General features: G+C 57.0%; 19 protein-coding genes and 3 pseudogenes. 15 read left to right on the top strand and 7 right to left on the bottom strand.

The genetic code is table 11. The features are described 5' to 3' along the window. Window positions 1-46 precede the first annotated feature (46 nt). Window positions 47-814, bottom strand: a complete 768-nt coding sequence (gene gloB, locus ACZ1HE_RS06970) for a hydroxyacylglutathione hydrolase (protein ID WP_472620127.1) — start codon at window positions 812-814, stop codon at window positions 47-49. 62 nt (window positions 815-876) lie between these two features. Between gloB and ACZ1HE_RS06975 the strand changes: the two genes are divergently transcribed. The 10 genes and pseudogenes from ACZ1HE_RS06975 to ACZ1HE_RS07020 all read left to right on the top strand — a co-directional run bounded on the left by ACZ1HE_RS06975 (window position 877) and on the right by ACZ1HE_RS07020 (window position 9135). Next, window positions 877-1623: a methyltransferase domain-containing protein gene (locus ACZ1HE_RS06975; protein WP_472620128.1), complete on the top strand. Its 747-nt coding sequence runs from the start codon at window positions 877-879 to the stop codon at window positions 1621-1623. A gap of 343 nt (window positions 1624-1966) precedes the next feature. Continuing rightward, window positions 1967-2527: a F0F1 ATP synthase subunit delta gene (locus tag ACZ1HE_RS06980; RefSeq protein WP_472620129.1), complete on the top strand. Its 561-nt coding sequence runs from the start codon at window positions 1967-1969 to the stop codon at window positions 2525-2527. Further along, window positions 2528-4065: pseudogene (atpA, locus tag ACZ1HE_RS06985) on the top strand (F0F1 ATP synthase subunit alpha). A gap of 12 nt (window positions 4066-4077) precedes the next feature. Then, the gene (locus tag ACZ1HE_RS06990; protein WP_472620130.1) at window positions 4078-4956 is read left to right on the top strand and encodes a F0F1 ATP synthase subunit gamma; all 879 of its coding nucleotides are present in this window, start codon (window positions 4078-4080) and stop codon (window positions 4954-4956) included. 17 nt (window positions 4957-4973) lie between these two features. Further along, window positions 4974-6398: a F0F1 ATP synthase subunit beta gene (atpD, locus tag ACZ1HE_RS06995; RefSeq protein ID WP_461405284.1), complete on the top strand. Its 1425-nt coding sequence runs from the start codon at window positions 4974-4976 to the stop codon at window positions 6396-6398. A gap of 12 nt (window positions 6399-6410) precedes the next feature. Beyond that, on the top strand, window positions 6411-6815 hold the full coding sequence (locus ACZ1HE_RS07000) for a F0F1 ATP synthase subunit epsilon (protein ID WP_472620131.1): 405 nt from the start codon (window positions 6411-6413) through the stop codon (window positions 6813-6815). A 118-nt stretch (window positions 6816-6933) separates the two neighbouring features. Further along, the gene (locus ACZ1HE_RS07005) at window positions 6934-7284 is read left to right on the top strand and encodes an H-type lectin domain-containing protein (protein WP_472620132.1); all 351 of its coding nucleotides are present in this window, start codon (window positions 6934-6936) and stop codon (window positions 7282-7284) included. Window positions 7285-7437: 153 nt separating this feature from the next. Beyond that, the gene (locus ACZ1HE_RS07010; protein ID WP_472620133.1) at window positions 7438-7926 is read left to right on the top strand and encodes a twin-arginine translocation pathway signal; all 489 of its coding nucleotides are present in this window, start codon (window positions 7438-7440) and stop codon (window positions 7924-7926) included. A 2-nt stretch (window positions 7927-7928) separates the two neighbouring features. Further along, window positions 7929-8360, top strand: a complete 432-nt coding sequence (locus tag ACZ1HE_RS07015) for a hypothetical protein (RefSeq protein WP_472620134.1) — start codon at window positions 7929-7931, stop codon at window positions 8358-8360. Between the two features lie 289 nt (window positions 8361-8649). After that, a complete protein-coding gene (locus tag ACZ1HE_RS07020) occupies window positions 8650-9135 on the top strand; it encodes a RidA family protein (RefSeq protein ID WP_472620135.1) in 486 nt (161 codons plus the stop codon). A gap of 72 nt (window positions 9136-9207) precedes the next feature. Here ACZ1HE_RS07020 and ACZ1HE_RS07025 read toward each other — a convergent pair whose 3' ends face one another. Then, on the bottom strand, window positions 9208-10227 hold the full coding sequence (locus ACZ1HE_RS07025; protein WP_472620136.1) for a ribose-phosphate pyrophosphokinase: 1020 nt from the start codon (window positions 10225-10227) through the stop codon (window positions 9208-9210). A 103-nt stretch (window positions 10228-10330) separates the two neighbouring features. Here ACZ1HE_RS07025 and ACZ1HE_RS07030 point away from each other — a divergent pair, with 103 nt between their 5' ends. Then, entirely contained in the window at window positions 10331-10924 is a 594-nt protein-coding gene (locus ACZ1HE_RS07030; RefSeq protein ID WP_472620137.1) for a DsbA family protein, read from the top strand. Further along, entirely contained in the window at window positions 10924-11721 is a 798-nt protein-coding gene (locus ACZ1HE_RS07035) for an alpha/beta fold hydrolase (RefSeq protein WP_472620138.1), read from the top strand. The genes ACZ1HE_RS07030 and ACZ1HE_RS07035 overlap by 1 nt, the downstream gene beginning before the upstream one ends. A gap of 121 nt (window positions 11722-11842) precedes the next feature. Here the strand turns inward: ACZ1HE_RS07035 and ACZ1HE_RS07040 are convergent. The 4 genes and pseudogenes from ACZ1HE_RS07040 to ACZ1HE_RS07055 form a co-directional block, all read right to left on the bottom strand. Continuing rightward, window positions 11843-12878: pseudogene (locus tag ACZ1HE_RS07040) on the bottom strand (threonine aldolase family protein). After that, window positions 12878-13348 (bottom strand): YcgN family cysteine cluster protein, encoded by a 471-nt coding sequence (locus tag ACZ1HE_RS07045; protein ID WP_472620139.1) that lies wholly within the window; start codon window positions 13346-13348, stop codon window positions 12878-12880. The pseudogene ACZ1HE_RS07040 and the gene ACZ1HE_RS07045 overlap by 1 nt, the downstream one beginning before the upstream one ends. Beyond that, complete coding sequence (locus tag ACZ1HE_RS07050) at window positions 13345-14277, bottom strand: bifunctional riboflavin kinase/FAD synthetase (protein ID WP_472620140.1); 933 nt, start codon at window positions 14275-14277, stop codon at window positions 13345-13347. The genes ACZ1HE_RS07045 and ACZ1HE_RS07050 overlap by 4 nt, the downstream gene beginning before the upstream one ends. A gap of 211 nt (window positions 14278-14488) precedes the next feature. Beyond that, window positions 14489-15961, bottom strand: coding sequence for a S8 family serine peptidase (locus ACZ1HE_RS07055; protein ID WP_472620141.1), 1473 nt, complete (start codon window positions 15959-15961; stop codon window positions 14489-14491). Window positions 15962-16086: 125 nt separating this feature from the next. Between ACZ1HE_RS07055 and ACZ1HE_RS07060 the strand changes: the two genes are divergently transcribed. The 3 genes from ACZ1HE_RS07060 to ACZ1HE_RS07070 all read left to right on the top strand — a co-directional run bounded on the left by ACZ1HE_RS07060 (window position 16087) and on the right by ACZ1HE_RS07070 (window position 18996). After that, window positions 16087-16776 carry an adenylate/guanylate cyclase domain-containing protein gene (locus tag ACZ1HE_RS07060; RefSeq protein ID WP_472620142.1) on the top strand — a complete coding sequence of 230 codons (690 nt, stop codon included), beginning with the start codon at window positions 16087-16089 and terminating at the stop codon, window positions 16774-16776. Beyond that, window positions 16764-17858, top strand: coding sequence for a tetratricopeptide repeat protein (locus tag ACZ1HE_RS07065; protein WP_472620143.1), 1095 nt, complete (start codon window positions 16764-16766; stop codon window positions 17856-17858). The genes ACZ1HE_RS07060 and ACZ1HE_RS07065 overlap by 13 nt, the downstream gene beginning before the upstream one ends. A gap of 145 nt (window positions 17859-18003) precedes the next feature. Then, the gene (locus ACZ1HE_RS07070; protein WP_472620144.1) at window positions 18004-18996 is read left to right on the top strand and encodes a phosphatase PAP2 family protein; all 993 of its coding nucleotides are present in this window, start codon (window positions 18004-18006) and stop codon (window positions 18994-18996) included. Window positions 18997-19091: 95 nt separating this feature from the next. Here ACZ1HE_RS07070 and ACZ1HE_RS07075 read toward each other — a convergent pair. Next, window positions 19092-19536: pseudogene (locus ACZ1HE_RS07075) on the bottom strand (MaoC family dehydratase). Window positions 19537-19558 lie beyond the last annotated feature (22 nt).

Raw genomic sequence — 19558 nt, forward strand, 5'->3', positions numbered from 1 at the left:
GGTCACATTTGTTGTGACTGTTGTTGTGATCCGTAGGGTAGCAGGGTCAGAAATTGTCCTTGCGCGATCGGATTTCGGCAAACACAGCAGCCGGATCGGCGCCTGTCATGCCTAGATTGGCGGCAATACCTGGCTCTGCGGCGCGGAGAAAGGGGTTAGTTGCCAATTCCAGGGCCAAAGACGACGGAACGGTCGGGGTTCCGGCTGTGCGGGCTTGGGCGATGTCGGCGGCGCGGGCCTGAAGGTCGGCATTTTCGGGCTCGATGGTGACAGCAAAAGCAGCGTTCGACTGGGTATATTCATGTCCCGAGCAGACGGTGGTTTCAGGGGGCAGTGCGGCCATCTTGCACAGCGAGGCCCACATTTGATCCGGCGTACCTTCGAACAACCGGCCACAGCCAAGCGCCATCAGGCTATCAGCGGTAAACAAAACGGCGCTAGCGGGCATGTGAAAAGCGATGTGGCCGACCGTGTGACCCGAGACGTCCATGACATGCACCGTCTCACCACCAAAGTTGAAACTGTCGCCGTCATTCACTTGGGCATCCAAGGCGGGCAGGCGGTGCGCGTCTGTGGCGGCACCGATGACCTTTGCGGGATGTTTGGCCAGAATGTCGCCCAGACCGTCCACATGGTCCCAATGGTGGTGGGTCAACAACACATGGCTGAGCGTCCAGCCGCGCGCTTCAAGCTCGGCCACAATAGGCCCGGCTTCGGGCGCGTCCACAAGGGCGGTTTCACCGCTTGCGTGATCATGGGCCAGAAAGGCATAGTTGTCAGAGAGGCAGGGTATGGTGACGATCTCGAGAGGCATGGCCTTTTGACCTTTCGTTGCTAAACTGTCCCGCAGCTTGGCCGATCATACGGGCGTCCGCAATGCATCTTGATGTGCAGGATCTTAGGAATTTCTATTACCGCAGCACGTTGGGGCGGGCGGCGCAGGCAGCTGTGCGCGGCCGCGTACAGGCAATTTGGCCAAAGGCGACCGGACAGACGATTGCAGGCTTTGGCTTTGCTGTGCCTTTGTTGCGGCCTTATCTGGGCGATGCGCGCAGGGTGATTGGGTTGATGCCTGGGCCGCAAGGGGTCATGGCTTGGCCTGCGGGGCAGCCCAATGTTTCGGTCCTTGTCGAGGAAACGCTCTGGCCAATTGAAACGGGACACATCGACCGGCTGATCGTGATGCATGGGCTCGAAACGTCCGAGCGGCCCTCGGATCTGCTGGATGAATGCTGGCGGGTTCTGGGCCCGGGGGGCAGGGCGCTGTTTGTGGTGCCGAACCGGGCAGGCCTTTGGTCACGGTCGGACAAGACGCCGTTTGGTTTCGGTCGGCCATACACGCTCACTCAGTTGGAAGCTCAGTTGCGCAAGCACGAGTTCGAGGTCGAATTCCATTGCTCGGCGCTCTATCATCCACCTTCGTTCAAGCGCTTCTGGCTAAAATCCGGCCCGCTGCTCGAGCGCTCGGGCACGCGGATGCCGACAATCATGGCCGGTGGTGTATTTCTGGTCGAGGTCTCCAAGCGCCTGCATCCACCTCGCGGGGCCGGGATCAAGGACAAGGTGCCAAGCCGCATTCGCATCCTCGAAGGGCTGTCCAATCCTATTCCTAAACCCGCCTGACAATTATTGCGCAGGTTGGAGCGGATTTCGTTCGAAACTGGACCTATCGGCTGTGCCAGTTTCGCGGCAGACTGCATGAAATCTGTCACAGGAATCGCAAAAACCTGCAAATTGGTAACATTTTTCAACCCCACGACCCGACACAAACGGTCGCAGTTTTGTTAAGGTATTGAAAGTAAACAATATGTGGATAAATCTGTTACCGCTATAGGTTATTGCTAGGTCGCAAACGCTCTGCTACATCCCCCAAGAATTTGATGCCCTGCCGCCACGGCGGGGTTTCTTCACGCCCCCGTGTTGCCACTTCGGGCAGTTGCGGGGCCAACGTATCGGAAGGGTGGACGTGTCCGAACCAGCTTCGATTTCCGCAGGCATTGCCGAGCGCTATGCCACCGCGATCTTTGAGATCGCGAAAGAGAACAACAACCTCGACGGTCTGGAAACCGGCATCAACGATCTGGTTGCTGCTTTGGCAGACAGCGCTGATCTGCGCGACCTGATTGCGTCGCCGCTTGTATCTCGTGTCGACCAAGAAGCCGCCATCGCGGCTGTCGCCAAAAAGATGGGTCTGGATCCGGTTCTAACGAACTCGCTGGGTCTGATGGCGCAAAAGCGTCGCCTGTTCGTCGTGCCGCAGTTGCTGACCGCGCTGCGCGAGGCTCTGGCAGAGGCCCGTGGCGAAGTGACTGCAGATGTCGCATCGGCCAAGGCGCTGACCAAGACCCAACTCGAAAAACTGTCCAAGACGCTGTCCGAGCGCGTGGGCAAAACCGTGACTATCAATGCGACCGTTGATGAGGATCTCGTCGGCGGTCTTGTCGTTAAAGTGGGCTCAAAGATGATCGACACGTCGATCCGCTCCAAGCTCAACTCCCTCCAGAATGCAATGAAAGAGGTCGGATAAATGGGTATCCAAGCTGCAGAGATTTCTGCAATCCTGAAGGACCAGATCAAGAACTTTGGTCAGGACGCAGAAGTGGCCGAAATCGGTCGCGTACTGAGCGTCGGCGACGGTATCGCCCGCGTTTACGGCCTCGACAATGTTCAGGCCGGTGAAATGGTTGAATTCCCCGGCGGCATCATGGGTATGGCGCTGAACCTGGAAAGCGACAACGTCGGTGTGGTTATCTTCGGTTCCGACCGTGACATCAAAGAAGGTGACACAGTCAAGCGTACCAACTCGATCGTGGACGTGCCAATCGGCACCGGTCTGCTGGGTCGCGTTGTTGACGGCCTGGGCAACCCCTGGACGGCAAAGGCCCTATCGAATCCACCGAGCGCGGCGTTGCAGACGTCAAAGCGCCGGGCATCATCCCGCGTAAATCGGTTCACGAGCCGATGGCAACCGGCCTGAAATCGGTTGACGCGATGATCCCGATTGGCCGTGGCCAGCGCGAGCTGATCATTGGTGACCGTCAGACCGGGAAAACTGCTGTTGCCCTCGACACCATCCTGAACCAGAAGTCGGTCAACGACGCCGCTGGCGATGATGAGAGCAAGAAACTGTACTGTGTGTACGTTGCTGTTGGTCAGAAGCGTTCGACTGTTGCTCAGCTGGTGAAGAAACTGGAAGAGTCCGGCGCGATTGACTACTCGATCGTTGTTGCTGCGACCGCGTCCGACCCGGCACCTATGCAGTTCCTGGCGCCTTACGCTGCGACCGCGATGGCCGAATTCTTCCGTGACAACGGCAAGCACGCCCTGATCATCTACGATGACTTGTCCAAGCAGGCCGTTTCGTATCGTCAGATGTCGCTGCTGCTGCGTCGTCCGCCCGGACGTGAAGCTTATCCTGGCGACGTTTTCTACCTCCACTCGCGCCTGCTGGAGCGTTCGGCGAAGCTGAACGAAGACTTCGGTGCCGGTTCGCTGACAGCTCTGCCCGTCATCGAAACCCAAGGCGGCGACGTTTCGGCGTTTATTCCGACCAACGTGATTTCGATCACCGACGGCCAGATCTTCCTAGAAACCGAACTGTTCTACCAGGGCATCCGTCCTGCTGTGAACACCGGTCTGTCGGTTTCGCGTGTGGGTTCCTCGGCTCAGACCAACTCGATGAAATCGGTTGCTGGTCCGGTTAAGCTGGAACTGGCTCAGTACCGCGAAATGGCGGCCTTTGCTCAGTTTGGTTCCGACCTTGACGCCGCAACTCAGCAGCTGCTGAACCGTGGCGCGCGTCTGACCGAGCTGATGAAACAGCCGCAGTATTCGCCGCTGACCAACGCGGAAATCGTTTGCGTCATCTTCGCAGGCACCAACGGCTACCTCGACAAGATCGAAGTGACCGATGTGGGCCGCTACGAGGCTGGCCTGCTGGCGCACCTGCGTGGCAAGCACGCTGACCTGCTGGAATGGATCACCAACGAAGATCCTAAGATCAAGGGTGATGCGTCCGACAAGATCAAGGCTGCGCTGGACGAATACGCCGCAACCTTCGCCTAAGGAGACGCGGCAATGCCAAATCTTAAGGACCTTAAGAACAGGATCGAGTCGGTCAAATCGACCCGCAAGATCACCAAGGCCATGCAGATGGTCGCGGCTGCAAAACTGCGCCGCGCCCAGGAATCTGCCGAAAGCGCACGTCCCTATGCCGAACGGTTCAACACCGTGATGGCGGGGCTGGCGGCTTCGGTCGGGGGTAGCGACAGCGCCCCCAAGCTGCTCCGTGGTACGGGCAGTGATGATGTGCACCTGCTGGTCGTAATGACAGCCGAACGCGGTCTATGCGGCGGCTTTAACGGCAACATCGCCAAACTTGCCCGCGCCAAAGCGGACGAGCTGCGCGCAAAAGGCAAGACGGTGAAAATCCTGACGGTCGGCAAAAAAGGTCGCGATGCGATCAAGCGCGATTATGGCGATATGTTCGTGGGTCACGTCGACCTGAGCGACGTCAAGCGTCTTGGTTATGCCAACGCGCAAGACATCGCAAAGGATGTGCTGGCCCGTTTCGATGCCGGGGACTTTGACGTCGCGACGATCTTCTTCTCGAAGTTCGAAAACGTCGTCTCGCAAATCCCAACAGCGCAGCAAATCATCCCTGCCTCGTTCGATGAGACCGAAGGTGGAGACGACGGTGGCGCGATCTTCGATTACGAGCCCAGCGAAGAGGCCATCCTGGCCGACTTGCTGCCCAAGGGGGTTGCGACCGCGATCTTCTCGGCTCTGCTCGAAAACGGGGCCTCGGAACAAGGTGCACGGATGTCCGCAATGGACAACGCGACACGCAACGCGGGTGAAATGATCGACAAGCTGACGATCCAGTTCAACCGTTCGCGTCAGGCCGTGATCACCAACGAGCTGATTGAAATTATTTCCGGCGCCGAAGCGCTGTAAGAAACCGGAGACACAAAATGGCGAATGCACAAGGCAAAGTCACACAGATCATCGGGGCCGTCGTTGACGTCCAGTTCGATGACGCACTGCCTGAAATTCTGAACGCGCTGGACACCACCAACAACGGCAAGAAGCTGGTTTTGGAGGTTGCACAGCACCTGGGCGAAAACACTGTCCGTACCATTGCGATGGACGCGACCGAAGGTCTGGTTCGCGGCGCAGCCGTGACCGACACCGGCGCACCGATCGCAGTTCCGGTCGGCAACGCAACCCTGGGCCGTATTCTGAACGTTGTGGGCGAGCCCATCGACGAAAAGGGCCCCGTTGAAACCGACGAAACCCGCGCGATCCACCAGGACGCACCGGATTTCGCGGATCAGGCAACTGAATCCGAAGTTCTGGTCACCGGCATCAAGGTCGTCGACCTGCTGGCGCCCTACGCCAAAGGCGGTAAAATCGGCCTGTTCGGCGGTGCCGGCGTTGGTAAAACCGTTCTGATCATGGAACTGATCAACAACATCGCAAAAGTGCACTCGGGTGTGTCCGTGTTCGCGGGTGTTGGTGAGCGTACTCGTGAAGGTAACGACCTGTACCACGAGATGATCGAATCCGGCGTTATCGTTCCCGAAAACCTGAGCGAATCCAAAATCGCCCTGGTTTACGGCCAGATGAACGAGCCTCCGGGTGCGCGTATGCGTATTGCTCTGTCGGGTCTGACCCTGGCGGAACAGTTCCGTGATGCGACCGGTGCTGACGTTCTGTTCTTTGTCGACAACATCTTCCGCTTCACTCAGGCCGGTTCCGAAGTTTCGGCTCTGCTGGGCCGTATTCCTTCGGCTGTGGGCTATCAGCCGACGCTGGCGACCGACATGGGCGCGATGCAGGAACGCATCACCTCGACCAAGTCCGGTTCGATCACCTCCGTTCAGGCCGTTTACGTTCCTGCGGATGACTTGACCGACCCTGCGCCTGCAACCTCGTTTGCACACCTGGACGCGACAACCGTTCTGAACCGTGCGATCTCGGAAAAAGGTATCTACCCGGCTGTTGACCCGCTCGACTCGACCTCGCGTCTGCTTGACCCGGCCATCGTTGGTGAAGAGCACTACAAGGTTGCGACCGACGTTCAGCAGATCCTCCAGCGCTACAAGTCGCTGCAGGACATCATCGCCATCCTCGGCATGGACGAACTGTCCGAAGAGGATAAGATGACCGTTTCGCGCGCTCGTAAGATCGAGCGTTTCATGTCGCAGCCGTTTGACGTTGCTCAGGTGTTTACCGGTTCGCCGGGTGTTCAGGTTCCCCTGGATGTCACCATTGCGTCGTTCAAAGCAGTTGTGGCCGGTGAATACGACCACCTCCCCGAAGCAGCCTTCCTCATGGTTGGCGGCATCGACGAAGTGATCGCCAAAGCCGAGAAGATGGCCGCAGAAGCTGCCTAAGGAGTATCCCTGATGGCAAACACGATGCAATTCGACCTCGTCAGCCCGGAGCGGAGCCTTGCTTCGCTTCAGGTCAGCGCGGTCCAGATCCCGGGTGCGGACGGGGACATGACGGCTATGCCCGATCATGCTCCGACCATCACCACCTTGCGCCCTGGTGTGCTCAAGGCCGAAGGTCCTGAAGGTACCACCGAGTATCTGGTGACTGGCGGTTTTGCCCAGATCAACGGCGACGGTCTGTCGGTACTGGCTGAAAAAGCCATCCCGATGGACGAGGTGACCCGCGCACATCTGGATGAGCTGATCGCTGAGGCTCGCGGCGCCCATGAGGCAGCAGCAGAGCACCCCTCGATCGTCGACGAAGCAGCCAAGCTGCTCGCCGACATGGAAGCCCTGGGCGACCACATGAGCCTCTGAGCGCATGTGAAATGAAATTGAAAGAACCGGCCCTGTCACAGGGTCGGTTTTTTTGTGCCTTGTTGTCGCCAGAGTTTTTCTGACAATGGGGATCGTAATCTTTAGACCAGTTAGACGTATGAGAACTTTCAAAACCCATCCCGTAGGTATCGCCCAAGGCGATGAGCAGATTTTTGCAGATTTTGAAAACAATGGAGAAATGTGGACTGGATCGGGCACGCGCGAGCGGCGTCACGCCGTGGTATTTGACCAGGAATTTAGATCGACACCAGCCGTACAGGTCGGGATTTCGTTGTGGGACGTGGACACCTCGGCCGCCGTTCGGGCAGAAGTGGTGGCAGAGAATGCCACGGCCGAAGGGTTCGAAATCGTATTCCGCACCTGGGCCGACAGCCGGGTCGCTCGCGTCCGTGTCGCCTGGATGGCGATAGGTGATGTGACAACGGATGATGACTGGGATGTGCCGTAGAGCTGATCTCTTAAAGTCGACCTCATTCACATCATGTTGAAGCCGGGCGAGGACCGAACAGGCCTTCCAACTCGAAATTTTGAAAATCCGCGCTAAGGTATCAAGTGAAAGTCGGCTGTCCTATACGGCAAACACCTTGCAGGGAGGTATCGTATGTCATTTGTCCGTTTCTCTCGACGCGCCTTTTTGGCCACTGGCGGAGCTCTGGCCGGATTAGGAGCCTCTGGTTTTCGATCTTCAGTTGGCGCGGCAAGTTTGAAGCCGACCCGGTCCATGCGCGGCGGTTCAAACAACTACCTCTCGGGTGCTCCGATCGTCGAGCGGATTGGCAATGGTGGTTTCTGGATGAGCGGCACAGTCAGAAGGGCCGGGGACGGCGCACCGCTCGCTGGCCAGCGCATTCAGATTTGGGCGCACACCACCGAAGGACACGAACGAGACCCGCATAGTCATGGGGCAACGCTGACGGACGCAGATGGAGTATTCCGACTTGAGATGCCGCAAATTGTACCGGCATTTGGGCAGCCACACGGTCATTTGGCCTATGACAGTGGCGAATATGAAACCGTTTTCTTGCGGCCAGTCATGTCAAGTGCCCGAGACAAACACCTGGAAGCCCATTTTGTACTTACGCCAGCCTGACCATGATGAGCCCATCGCGGTTTGATCGGCTGCGTGCCGTACTGATTTGGGGCGGGTTGCTAGCCATCTTTCTGATTCCCCTTGCAGCGGCGGGTTTCAGTCCGCTTTTGGCTTGGCGAGAACCGATTTACATCATCGCGGGATTTGCAGGCATCTTAGCCCTTTGTCTTGTGGTGATGCAGCTGTTGTTAATCGGAGGGGGCGTCCCTGGCGCCAAGGGCATAAAGGGCAGGCGTATCCACAAATGGGTCGGGCTTCTTTTGGTTGCCACTGTTTTACTGCACGTGGTTGGCCTGTGGATCACAAGCCCTCCGGATGTGATCGATGCATTGCTGTTTCGTTCACCGACCCCGTTCTCGGTCTGGGGTGTTGCGGCCATGTGGTCCGTCCTTGTTGCAGCTATGATGCTTGCATTTCGGCGACGGCTTTTTTGAACCCTGGAAATTGGCGTCGAATTCACGTCACCCTGGCACTGGTGACAAGCCTTGGTACCATTGTGCACGCCTTGTTGATCCAAGGCACGATGGAGACCACTTCCAAGGCCCTGGTCAGCCTTTTATTGCTAATGGTGATGTGCAAGGTCGTGTTGGTTCCAATGGTCAGAAACGCTTGGAAACACAAAAGGCCCTGAACATCCTGGACCAAACCCACTTAGAGAACGACGGACACCGGATCAGAAATGATCTAACATGCTGGAATACTTCACAGCATTTGGGACCGAACATGCCGACACCAGAAGAGAAATTGACAGAACTTGGGTTGCAACTGCCGCAACCGACCAAGCTGCCTGACGGGCTGCATTTGCCGTTTGAGTTTGTGAACATCAGGGGGGATCGGCTGATGTTCTCCGGACATCCCAAGAACGCGATGGATGGCAGCATTGGTGGACCGTTCGGCTTTGTCGGCAGCGATATGACGACCGAACAGGCTTATGCAGAGGCCCGCGAAATTGGGCTGACAGTGCTGGCCAATATCAAGGCCGAGATTGGCGAGTTGTCACGGATCTCAGGCTGGGTGCGTGTGTTCGGGATGGTGAGTTCGGCTGAGGGTTATTCCGAACAGCACATTGCCGTGAATGGGTTTAGCGATCTGGTCATCGATGTTTTTGGGCCGGATGTCGGTCGTCACGCACGCTCTGCCATTGGTGTGTATGGACTGCCCATGGGATTTGCTATGGAGATTGAAGGGGAAGTTCTGATTTCTCCGTGAGAGGCTCGACTAAAGGGTCATGAAAAAGGCGGCCAAATGGCCGCCTCTCAAAATACCAAGATCAACTCTCGCTCAGTCCATATGATAGAGCGACTCGTAGATCGGGGTCAGGGTCTTATCTTCGAACAGGGAAGAGACTGACGTGCCGTTCCAGATGTTCAAGATAGCCTGGGTAAAGATCGGTGCAGTTGGCACAACGCGGATGTTGGGCGTGTTCAGGATTGCATCAGTCGGCTGGATCGAATCTGTGATCACCAACGACTTCATCACCGAATTGGTCACCCGCTCGACTGCAGGGCCGCTCATGACGCCGTGGGTGATGTAGGAGTGCACTTCCTTGGCACCGTTGTCCAACAGCACTTGGGCGGCCTTACACAGCGTGCCAGCCGTGTCGCACATGTCATCGACGATCAGGCAGATCTTGTCGGTGACGTCGCCGATGACGGTCATCTCGGCCACTTCGCCGGGTTTCTCACGGCGTTTGTCCACGATCGAAAGCGGTGCGTTGATGCGTTTGGCCAGCTCTCGGGCGCGGGCCACGCCACCTACGTCTGGGGATACAACCATCAGCTCGTCCATCTGACCTTTGAACTGGTTTTTGACGTCCAGGGCAAAGACGGGGCTGGCATAAAGGTTGTCGACCGGAATGTCGAAGAAGCCTTGGATCTGGGCGGCATGCAGATCCATGGTCAGGACCCGCTCAACACCGGCTTCGACCATCATGTTGGCAACCAGTTTGGCGCTGATCGGTGTGCGGGCCTTGGTGCGGCGATCCTGACGGGCGTAGCCGAAGTAGGGGACCACTGCGGTGATGCGCTGTGCGGACGATCGACGCAGTGCGTCGCAGATGATCAGCAGCTCCATCAGGTTGTCGTTGGCCGGGTTCGACGTGGGCTGGATGATGAACATATCCTCGCCGCGGACGTTTTCGAACACCTCGACAAAGATCTCGCCGTCATTGAACCGTTCGACGCGGGCATCGACCAATCCCTGATCAACCCCCCGATACAGGCTCATCCGGCGTGAGATGGCTTCGGCAAGTGGAAGGTTGGCGTTCCCAGAGATGAGCTTGGGTTCGTTGAGTGTCGGCATTGAAGAGACCCGTGGCAGCGAGGATGTGACAGATTCGTGATGTTGACACCGCTTAGCATGGGCTTACCGTCCCGCAAAGGTAACGCCGCGGAGAAAACGACAGATGGCCCATATCAACTACTATTTTGCGACACTTTCACCCTATGCCTACCTGGCAGGAGATGGTCTGGAACAGATTGCTGCCAAACATGGCGCGACGATCATATACAAACCCGTCGATATCATGACGCTATTCAGCCGCACCGGAGGGACGCCGCCAAAGGACCGGCACCCTTCACGCGTCGAATACCGGGCGCAGGATCTGCTGCGTCGGTCGTCGAACCTGGGGATGGATTTCAACCTCAAGCCCGCCCATTGGCCGACCAATGCAGCCCCGTCGTCTTATGCGATCATCGCGGCCGCCAATGCGGGCGGTGGCGACGTGGGGCAGCTGGTGCGCCTTATCCTGCGGGCCTGCTGGGCCGAAGAGAAGGACATTGCCGAGGATGCCGTGGTGCGCGACTGCCTTTCGGCAGCTGGGTTTGATCCAGCACTCGCCGACAGCGGTATGCTTGTGGGTGCGGAAACCTATGCCGCCAACCTGGAAGAGGCTATTGAACGAGGCGTCTTTGGTTCGCCTTTCTACGTGACCGAAGACGGGCAACGGTTCTGGGGCCAGGACCGCCTGGCGGATCTGGACGCGCATCTGAGCCGCTGATGCGCGACTTGCCGCAACCGATCCACGTGCGCCTGATGGGAGAGGGCGCACGTGACATTTTGGCCATTCATTGCACTATCGCGCATTCGGGCGCGTGGAAAAGACTGGCTTCACTTTTGAGTGAAGAAGCTTCGTTCCACGCCTTTGACATGCTGTCGCATGGAAAAAGTGCCGATTGGGACGGGCTGGGCGATTTTCAGGATCGCAATGTCGAAGCCGCTCTGACGGTGCTCGACCGGCCGATGGATGTGGTGGGGCATTCTTTTGGGGCTACGGTTGCCCTGCGCGCGGCGGTGAAGCGCCCCGACCTGGTGCGCAGCCTGACCCTGATCGAGCCTGTGTTCTTCGCGGTTGCATTGCAGGATGCGCCCGAGCTGATGGCCGAACATGACAAGATCGCACAACCGTATCAGGCGGCGATGCAGGCTGGTGACTGGCCCTTGGCGGCGCGGCTGTTCAACCGGATGTGGAGCACGGAGGGCGGCCCGCGCTGGCCACAGCTGCCCGAGGCGACGCGAGCGGCCATGATCCGTGGAATCCCGGTGGTTCCGGCTTGTGACGCTGCACTGTTTGACGATCGTGCAGGGTTGTTGGCACCGGGCGTTCTGGAGGAACTGAGAATGCCGATGATGTTGCTGCGAGGAGGGCAAACCCAGAGAGTGATTGGCAGCATCAACGATGGTTTGGCGCAGCGCATTCCCGGTGCGGTAAGTCACGTGGTCGAGGGGGCAGGGCACATGCTGCCGATTTCGCACCCGGCTGAGACCGCGCAGCATCTAAGGTCGTTTTGGCTTTGAAAACTGGGGTTCTCCCGCCCGTCGGGACATGCATCTAAGATGCACGCCCTCCCGTTGGGCCGGGCGCCGCGCTATGCGCGGCGCGGTGTCGCCATTGGCGGATCGGCTGATAAAATACTGATCAGAGCAGTGCCACGAAGGCGTCGATCTGTTCGTTTGAAATCGACCAGTCGCAGACCAGACGGCAGGCCAGCATTTCTTCGTCATCTTCACCTTCGAGTGTGGCGCCCCAAAGGTGATAGACAGCGCCAGCCTCATGCAGCGCCTTGTGCACCCCGCGTGGGAAGCTGGCAAAGATCATGTTGGCTTGCGGCTCGTGCAGGAAGCTTGCCCCAGCCGAGCGCAACCCGTCGGCCAGACGCGCGCAGTTGGCGTTGGCTTGGCGCGCCGAGGTCAGCCACAGATCGTTCGTCAGATAGGCATCCATTTGCGCCGACAGATACCGATGCTTGGAAAACAGATGCGCACCGCGTTTGCGGCGCAGCTCGAATTCCCAGGCTTTGCTCTCGTCAAAGAACACAACTGCTTCGACGCCCATCAAACCGTTTTTGGTGCCGCCAAAGCTGACGGCATCCACACCCGCCTTCCACGTCATTTCCGCCGGGGTGCAGTCCAGCGCCACGAGGGCGTTGGTGAAACGCGCGCCGTCCAGATGGACAGGTAAGTTGTAGTCCTTGGCCACACCGCAAAGTGCGCGCAGTTCATCAAGGGAATACACCGTTCCACGTTCGGTCACCTGCGTGATCGACACCGGCCCGCGTTGAGGGCCATGCACACCACGCGTCTCTTCGCCCGCGATGGACTGGCGTAGGGCACTGGGGCGTCATCTTTTCACCGCCGGGAACCAGTGTCAGCTTGGCACCGCTGTAAAATTCGGGCGCGTTACACTCATCCTCGTGGATGTGGGCCATGGGTGAGCAGAAGATGGTCTGCCATGGCTCGGACAATGTCGCCAAGGCCAGCGAGTTGGCAGCGGTGCCGGTGGCCACCAGATAAACGGCAGCGCCCGGTGCATCAAACACACCACGGATCTTGTCGCGCACATCGTTCATCAACGTGTCCGCGCCATAGGCCATCTGATAGCCTTCGTTCGCTCGCGCCAATGCGTCCAGCACTTGCGGGTGAACAGGTCCGGAATTGTCAGAGGCAAAGTACATCAGATCGGCTCCTCGATAATGTGGTCTTCCCACTCCTCCTCGGGCGTCTCAAACTCGGAGACGGTCCATCCCTGAACCGACACTCCGGCCTTGTGCACGCTGTCCGGGTCACCTGATATCAACGGGTGCCAATCGTAAAGGGGTTTTCCCTGCCACAGCAGCCGATAAGCGCAGGTTTGCGGCATCCAGTAGGCGTGCGTGTCCAGGTTGTCGGGTTTCAGCACGATGCATTCAGGGACGAACTGATGGCGGATGGGGTATTGCGCGCAGCGACAGGTTTCGTCATCCAGTAACCTGCAGGCGACACGGGTCAGGGCAACCTCACCACTGTCTTCGTCTTCGAGCTTGTTGAGGCAACACTTGCCGCATCCGTCGCAAAGTGCTTCCCATTCTTTTTCCGATAGCTTGGCGAGAGGTTTTCGTTCCCAGAACCGTTTACCAAGCCCATTGCGGTCAATGGGATCCGTCATAGCGCGCTCAATACGGCCCGGGCCTGGCTGCAATCGGTATCCATCTGCTCGATCAAGGTGTCCAAGCCATCGAACTTGAGTTCAGGTCGTAAGTAATCCACCAGCCCTACGGAAAGTGTCGCGCCATAGAGGTCGCCCGAGAAGTCAAAAAGAAACGTCTCAATGTTCGGGTGTTCTCCATCGAACATGGGCCTTGTACCTACCGAAGCGGCACCGAAATAACTGCCCGCATGGGGGCCGTCCAGCACGTCAACGAGTACTGCATAGACACCGAACTTCGGGGGGTGCAAACCGTCGATGGACATGTTCGCCGTTGGAAACCCCAATTCGCGACCGCGTTGCTCGCCGCCGACAACCTCGCCCTCGATCCGATGCCAATGGCCTAACATATCCGCAGCGTCCCGTGGACGACCGTCGGTCAGGGCCTTGCGGATGGCAGTTGAGGACACGATATCCTCTGAACGTTCCAGAAGCGGGGCGATGGTGACGCCGAACCCCAGCTCTTGGCCGAACCGCTGCAGGTCCCGAGCCGTGCCCTTGCGGCCTTGACCAAAGCAGAAATCGGCACCGACAATCACATGCTGAAGCCCAAGTCCTTCGGAAATGACGGTGCTGGCAAATTCTTCTGGGCTCAGGTTCGAAAGGGAGACGTTGAAGTTCAATTCATACAGTTTTTCAACACCCAGTTTCTCCAGGCGATGTGCCCTTGCATCCCCTCGCATCAGACGAAAAGGCGGGGCTGCGGGGGCAAAAAACTCGCGGGGGTGGGGTTCGAAGGTCAAAACACCCAAAGGTGCTTCAGGTGCGACTTCACGCGCAAGGTTGATGACGGACTGGTGCCCAAGGTGCACGCCGTCAAAATTACCAATCGCGGCGCAGGCGCCGCGATCCTCTGGCTCGACAAACTGATAGTCTCGGATGATCCGCATGTGGGTGAGTTACCGTCATGCCCGGTTCGGTGCAAGCCCAGCTTTGAGCATCGACGCACCGGTAGTTTGCAAAGACCTTTTTGAGGTTGCTTGTTACCAAGACGCATCGTGGCGGAGGCCTATGCGCTGATCGGCTGTGCAGACGGGCACAACCAGAGGATATTCATTAGGTAGGATAACCCTAAAAAAGGGATTCAACTTGGATCGTGCGCTAAAAGGTGTCTGTGGCGATTCCAAACCCCAGACGGTTGCTGTGGCCGGTGTGACCGATCTTCTTGGCGTTCCCCAAAGCCGCTGCGACATCCAAAGGTGTTTTGTGTTCCCGCCATCTTTTCGCAATCAGCCCCGCTAACATCCCGCAGCTGCCGGAGCTGCCAGTGGTGGCGACATGTGCATCCATGTCCTCGCGGAAGTAGCTGGGTGCGCTAAGTTTGGGTTGCAGGTTGGCCCCCGCCGCGCCCGGAGAACCTTGCGAAGACGAGCCAATCCACTTTCCGGAACAATCACAGGCGCCTGTGCTCAGGACATGTTCAAGAGAATTGGGGTGCCAGATACTGCGCCCTGGCCCTTTGTCGTATGGGCCTGCTTCAGGGTCCGGTGTAAAACTCCCGGTGTTTCCGGCTGCAAAGACCACAGAGATCTTTGGTTGATTGGCCAGCAAAGTGATGAGTTGATTCAGACCATGGCCCGGGGTCTCGCTCAAAGCCCCTTGCGGGTTTTCACGTCGCCGGTCCTTGATGCCCCAGGCGTTGACTACGACAACTGCATCCTTTGGACCTACTCCAAGTTTTTTGGAGAAAATTGCGAGGTTCTGGAAGCTAATGTTGTTTGCGGTGTCCAATACTTGTCCAACGCGATTGGGTATGACGGGAACGTCATAGAAAACGATAGGCTCCTCGTTAGCCTTGAGGTTTCGGTTGTCCCCGGCAATCGACAGAATGTTTCGAACAGTCATGTGGGCGTGCCACTGGGGCATGCTGCGGTATCGGTGCCGCTGTTCTGTCGGTAGATCGCCTAGACTGGGTTTCGGTTGTCCCTGAATCACGAAAGGCGGAATCGGTATGAATATTTGGTCCCACCAAATTATGCCGCCATACGTTCCAGGACCACCCAACGTATCGACAAATTTTGGGTTCATGCCCTGATCAACTACAAACACGTGTACCTTGTTCTTACGGTTAGTCGGCACACCTTTGAAATCCATCAAGCGCAGTGCCTGCGTACGTCCCATGAACGTCGCACTACCGTGAACGCCGGGTGCACGATGCTGCTGTGCTGGCGCACCGTTTTCCGAAACCCCTATCCTTAGATCCACGGCTGGAGATGCCGCGACACCGATCTCGGTGGGATCTTTGCCGAACGGGAGCATGAGGCCAACTGGCACAGAACTTTCGGGTATAAATCCATGATCATTGTCGTAGGTGTGAAACCGATATGGATTGGGAACTGAGGCAACCTCGACGATCTTGGCTGGGCCGCCAGCTTTTCGGGCCAAAACGCCAATCTCCTCGACAGTGCTGAATTCATCCAGCAATCGCCCACGGGCGTCTTCGGTCAGGTAGTTGACGAGAGAGTTTGGTCCGCTGGCAAAAAGCTGGGCGGAGATGTCTTGGCCATCCTTATAAAAGGTTTCGACAATCGCCTGGGCGCTGTCTTTCAAAATACTGAACTTTGCCTTTTCCATGACCGCTCCCTTATAAAAGCTGAAATTTGGCGCGGGTTATGTTATGTAATGGTGCGACTATACATCAATTTTGTTCTGATTTGCGTATTTATTGAATCTTGGACTTCGGGACTTGGGGGTCTTGAATGGCCGTAGGAAGGCAACTGAATGCATTGGAAACGTCGGACAAGACCGTGAATTATGAACGGTGCGCCGTGGCGTTTCTGGATGTAGTCGGGTTTTCAGCCCAAATGGGGGCAGACGAACAGGCGACATTCACCCGTTGGACAGACCTCAAAAACGATCTGATTGTTCCTTGCATATTGGCTTATGGCGGCGAATTCATAAAGGCACTTGGCGATGGCGTTCTGGCAGCCTTTCCAAATGCTGAACAGGCAATGTACTGGGCTGTAGAAGTGCAAAAAAAGGCGCGTAGCCAGGGGCAAAGTATGACCCTGCGTATCGCATTGGGGTTTGGTGATGTCATCCGCGATGCCGACGGTGACCTGGTTGGAGATTGTGTGAACATCACCGCACGTTTAGAACAACGATCTTACTCTGGCGGCGTCATTGTCACGCAAGACTTCCGAAATGAACTTCCCAACGAATTGGAATACCAATTGCGTGCGACCGGTCCGCTTCGGTTGCGAAATATTTCCCGCGATATCCACGCATTCCATGTCATGATTGACGGTCGCCACTTTGCAAGCACTCCGCGTGCTTCACGGCTCCCGTCGATTGCCGTGTTGCCATTTGAAACCGATGAAGAAAAAGCCGTCTTTTCGAGAGGTGTTGTCGACGACATTATTGTTTCGCTCGGGGGGTGCAGGAACTGAATGTGATCGCCCAATCCACCGTTAAAGCTCTTGGCGAACATCGCTACATTGATCCGCGGGAAATCGGCGAAACGCTTGGTGTTGATTACATCGTGACCGGGACCATCCAAAAGTCTCACGTTGCAATGCGGGCCGAAACCAAATTGATCGACGCATTGACGGGTGAGATTTTGTCGACAGACCGATCCGTATTCAAGATCGACGAATTGTTTCAGGTGCAGGACAAATACGTCGAGAGGATCATCGCGCTGGCTGCCCCCGAAGTTAAGCGAGCCGCGCTGGAAAGAGCGTTGCGGAAACCACCTGGCAACTTTACGGCCTATGAACATATGCTCAGGGCTCTCGACAAGGTTTCCAGTTTCGATCGAGCGGAATTCAACGAAGCCAGGCACGATCTGAACGCCGCCATTGCCGCAGACCCCTACTTTTCCAATCCGCATGCATGGCTTGCACGATGGCACACAATGTGCGTTGGGCAGGGGTGGTCCGATGATCCGGTAGCCGACAGCCAGCTTGCTTTGACAACTGCCAAAAAGGCGATGCGTCTAGACCGTCGCAACGCCTTAGCCCTTGCCAGTTATGGGCATGTTCACGCCTACACAGAACGCGACTATGACACTGCAATCAATTATCTGGACCGCGCCGTGGCCGCAGGGGCGAACAACGCGATTGCCCATTCCTTGCGCAGTGTAACCCTGAGTTTTCTCGGACGGTCAACAGAAGCTATCGAAGCTTCTGAAAAGGCATTGCGGTTGTCACCCTTTGACGAACAGCTCTTTCAGTTTTTTTCGTTTCTGGCCCTTGCGCATTATGCTCACGGAAATTTTGACGACGCGATTGCCTGGGGTCAGCGCAGTCTGGCAGAGAACCCAAATTACACCAATACGTTGAAGATAATCATTATTTCAAAGGCCGCGGCTGGGGATGTCGCAGGTGCCAGAGAACTTGCGGCCAGATTGCTCAAAATGGAGCCTGGGTTTTCGCTGGCCCGCTACAGAAACGGTCGACAACCCTTCAAGGACGAAGGGCGCACAGAAAAATTGCTGGAACATTTTGGTTTGGCCGGTATCCCGGACCAATAGAACGAAGAAAATGGAGACAACACATTTAGGAGGTGAACATGCCAGGGACAGCTGATGGACTTGACGCCCTTGACGCATTGGACGCGCTGGACGCATTGGACGCACTTGATGCGCTGAACATGGGGGAGGGGGAGCCGGAAACGGAATGCGACCTGTTGGTATTTCTCCGCATCTTGATCCGGCAGAGACGGGATTTGCCAAGCACGAACAATGGTGGAACGGCAATTTGTGGCCTGCGGCCAACCCTGAAGCGTGGACGCACCCCGGAGGCGCCGCCAGTTATGTTCCACTCCACGAGATATACAAATTTGTAACCGGCAGGAGGTATGACCAAAACCATTGGTCAACGGATTCATATGCCGATGTCATTGCTGCTCAATTTGCTGCGGAAAGGACCGCAGCAGGCACAGGGTCTACTCCAAGTGCGAGTTGGAAAAACTGGCCAGAACCCGATGTGGCATGGAATGATCTGGCAAAGAATACGACATTCAAGGCTGAAACATACAACTTCGACGGCTGGACCAATCTTCCGGACGCTGTTTTTCCCGCTTCCAGTGCAGGAACCCTGGAGAGTGAACTCACCGAACTTGTGTCACTGATCGAGTATCGCGGCGGGGCGATGCATGAATCAATTGCCCAACGACATGGAATTGGGGTGTTTTTTCGTGGTGTTGTGCCGTTCAGCAGAACAACCCATCCCAAGACAACACTGGCTCTTGCCGGGGCTATGCGGGTCGCGCAGTTTCTGGCCCTGCACTATAAGGAAAAGCTGAAACGCCCGCGTCCGACGCAGCTTGCGCCAGCCTTGATGCCACCAATACCAAACCCAGGACATGCATCGTTTCCCAGTGCACATGCGACCGAGGCCTACATGTGTGTTCATGTCCTGAGCTGTATTCCGTTCATCAAGGGAATGCAGACAACCCATAGAAACCGGGCAGACGATGAAGACGTCGTACGCGACCCTGTATTGGATATGGCACGTCGCATTGCCAGAAACCGCGAAGTTCTGGGCGTTCATTATCCATCCGACAGTGAAGCAGGTCGGCGTCTGGCTGCTTTTGGCTTCTGGCACTTACACAAAACAGTCAGTTTCAAAGACTTGTTGGAGGAAGCCATTACCGAGGAGTGGATTTGACAAAGGTCAGCCAAGGATAGTTCTTTGAACTCGCGGTTGCGCGAATGCAAACTGGACCGCCGGAACGGCGGTCCAGTGTCAGAAAATGTGTTGTTTCAGTCGAACTTGCGCGAGGGTGCCAGCACCATGGCCTCGCCAATCAGCACCTTTTTACCGTCAACCGAGCAGTGGCAATCCAGCTTCACGCGACGTTTGGACATCTCGATGTCCACCACCTTGACCTCGGCATAGACCATGTCACCGGGACGTACCGGCGCCAGAAACTTGAGCGATTGCCCCATGTAGACCGTGCCGTGCCCGGGAAGCTGCTCGCCGATCACGGCCGAGATCAGGCTCGACGGTCAGCATCCCATGCGCGATGCGGCCCTCAAAGATCGTGTCACGAGCGTAATCATCGTCCAGATGCACCGGGTTGCGGTCCGTGGACACTTGGGCAAACATCTCGATGTCTTCGTCGGTCACCACTTTGCGCAGGTACCGGGTCATGCCCATTTCGATGTCTTCAATGCAGATCGTTCCGCGAGGCAGATTGTCCAACATGATGTCCTCTTTTCTGATCGGC

This window comes from Falsiruegeria sp. JB4-1, assembly GCF_055693495.1.

Excerpts from the sequence above, each read along its gene's own strand:
- gloB (WP_472620127.1), bottom strand. The coding sequence starts at position 814 with ATGCCTCTCGAGATCGTCACCATACCCTGCCTCTCTGACAACTATGCC.
- ACZ1HE_RS06975 (WP_472620128.1), top strand. The coding sequence starts at position 877 with ATGCATCTTGATGTGCAGGATCTTAGGAATTTCTATTACCGCAGCACG.
- ACZ1HE_RS06990 (WP_472620130.1), top strand. The coding sequence starts at position 4,078 with ATGCCAAATCTTAAGGACCTTAAGAACAGGATCGAGTCGGTCAAATCG.
- atpD (WP_461405284.1), top strand. The coding sequence starts at position 4,974 with ATGGCGAATGCACAAGGCAAAGTCACACAGATCATCGGGGCCGTCGTT.
- ACZ1HE_RS07000 (WP_472620131.1), top strand. The coding sequence starts at position 6,411 with ATGGCAAACACGATGCAATTCGACCTCGTCAGCCCGGAGCGGAGCCTT.
- ACZ1HE_RS07005 (WP_472620132.1), top strand. The coding sequence starts at position 6,934 with ATGAGAACTTTCAAAACCCATCCCGTAGGTATCGCCCAAGGCGATGAG.
- ACZ1HE_RS07010 (WP_472620133.1), top strand. The coding sequence starts at position 7,438 with ATGTCATTTGTCCGTTTCTCTCGACGCGCCTTTTTGGCCACTGGCGGA.
- ACZ1HE_RS07015 (WP_472620134.1), top strand. The coding sequence starts at position 7,929 with ATGATGAGCCCATCGCGGTTTGATCGGCTGCGTGCCGTACTGATTTGG.
- ACZ1HE_RS07020 (WP_472620135.1), top strand. The coding sequence starts at position 8,650 with ATGCCGACACCAGAAGAGAAATTGACAGAACTTGGGTTGCAACTGCCG.
- ACZ1HE_RS07025 (WP_472620136.1), bottom strand. The coding sequence starts at position 10,227 with ATGCCGACACTCAACGAACCCAAGCTCATCTCTGGGAACGCCAACCTT.
- ACZ1HE_RS07030 (WP_472620137.1), top strand. The coding sequence starts at position 10,331 with ATGGCCCATATCAACTACTATTTTGCGACACTTTCACCCTATGCCTAC.
- ACZ1HE_RS07035 (WP_472620138.1), top strand. The coding sequence starts at position 10,924 with ATGCGCGACTTGCCGCAACCGATCCACGTGCGCCTGATGGGAGAGGGC.
- ACZ1HE_RS07045 (WP_472620139.1), bottom strand. The coding sequence starts at position 13,348 with ATGACGGATCCCATTGACCGCAATGGGCTTGGTAAACGGTTCTGGGAA.
- ACZ1HE_RS07050 (WP_472620140.1), bottom strand. The coding sequence starts at position 14,277 with ATGCGGATCATCCGAGACTATCAGTTTGTCGAGCCAGAGGATCGCGGC.
- ACZ1HE_RS07055 (WP_472620141.1), bottom strand. The coding sequence starts at position 15,961 with ATGGAAAAGGCAAAGTTCAGTATTTTGAAAGACAGCGCCCAGGCGATT.
- ACZ1HE_RS07060 (WP_472620142.1), top strand. The coding sequence starts at position 16,087 with ATGGCCGTAGGAAGGCAACTGAATGCATTGGAAACGTCGGACAAGACC.
- ACZ1HE_RS07070 (WP_472620144.1), top strand. The coding sequence starts at position 18,004 with ATGCGACCTGTTGGTATTTCTCCGCATCTTGATCCGGCAGAGACGGGA.